Source organism: Pseudomonas sp. A39, from assembly GCF_058145955.1.
The window spans coordinates 1-1,265 of the sequence record NZ_JBYVMD010000111.1; the positions used below are offsets into that span (position 1 = coordinate 1).

The window sequence follows — 1,265 nt, forward strand, 5'->3', positions numbered from 1 at the left end:
ATGGACACGAGCATCAAGACTCCCCGGCCCTGCTGGCGGGTGGCGTAGATTACCATGGTGCCGTTGGGCGCAACAGTGGCTGACTCATCAAGGTTGGTATCTGTGAGGATTTTTACGGTTCCGCGCTGCAAATCCTGGGCCGCAACCCGGAAATTAGTGAAACCATCCTGACGGTGAATCATCACCAACGTCTTTTCATCAGCCGAAAGCTTAGGGTTGGCGTTGTAGTTACCGATAAAAGTAACACGCTCCGCACCACCGCCATTCACGTTCGCCTTATAGACCTGCGGCTTGCCGCCTCGGTCAGAGGTGAAGTAGATGGTCGAACCATCCTTGCCCCAGAACGGTTCGGTATTGATACCCGGGCCGCTGGTTACGCGGGAGATCTGGCGCGAAGCCATGTTCATCACGTAGATGTCCGGGTTGCCGTCCTTGGACAGCACGAATGCCAGGCGCGAACCATCCGGCGACCAGGCTGGCGCACCGTTGAGGCCTTCAAAGTTGGTGATCTGCTCACGACGACCAGTATCAATGTGCTGGACGAAGATACGCGGACGACGCTGCTCGAAAGACACATAGGCAATACGCTTGCCGTCCGGCGCAAAGCGCGGCGACAGGATTGGCTCACGCGATTGCAGCAAGGTCACAGCCCGTGCACCGTCGTAATCCGAGCGCTGCAATGTGTAACGAGTGTTGTCTACGGAAAAACGTTCAGCGGTCACGTACAGCAGACGCGTCGAGAAAGCACCCTTGATACCGGTGAGCTTCTCAAACGACTGGTCCGAGATGTAGTGAGCCATGTCCCGCAGTTGTTCGGCGGTGCCCGACACGCTGCCGGTCAAGACCTGCTGCTCGGTGGCCACGTTGAACAAGGTGTATTGGATTTGCAGGCGACCGCCGGCCGGCGTGATGTTGCCGACCATCAGGTACTGCGCACCCACCGCTTTCCAGTCACGGAACACGACTTCGCTGGCCTGGTTCGGCTGGCTGATCATGTTGCCTTTCGGAATCGGCGCGTAGTAGCCGGAGTTGCGCAGGTCGTCGCTGACGATCTGGGCCATGTCGTCCGGCAGCACGCTGCCGCCCTGCCAGCCAAACGGTACAACGGCGATCGGAGTGGCCCGATCGCTACCGCTGGTGACCAGGATGTTCTTTTCATCCGCCGCCGCTATCCCTGCCATACAGCAAATAACGACAAGCATTCCTCGAAGAAGGTTTCTCACAAGGCTAGATCCTCAGGTGTGAATGTCATCTTGAATGAACGA

The 1,265-nt window shown here is 57.8% G+C and carries 1 protein-coding gene; it reads right to left on the minus strand.

What is annotated here, in order from left to right; genetic code table 11:
- Positions 1–1,202 (minus strand): Tol-Pal system beta propeller repeat protein TolB (tolB, locus tag AC3ZU9_RS31400; protein ID WP_490091787.1); only part of this gene is annotated, 1,202 nt, incomplete at its 3' end.
- Positions 1,203–1,265 lie beyond the last annotated feature (63 nt).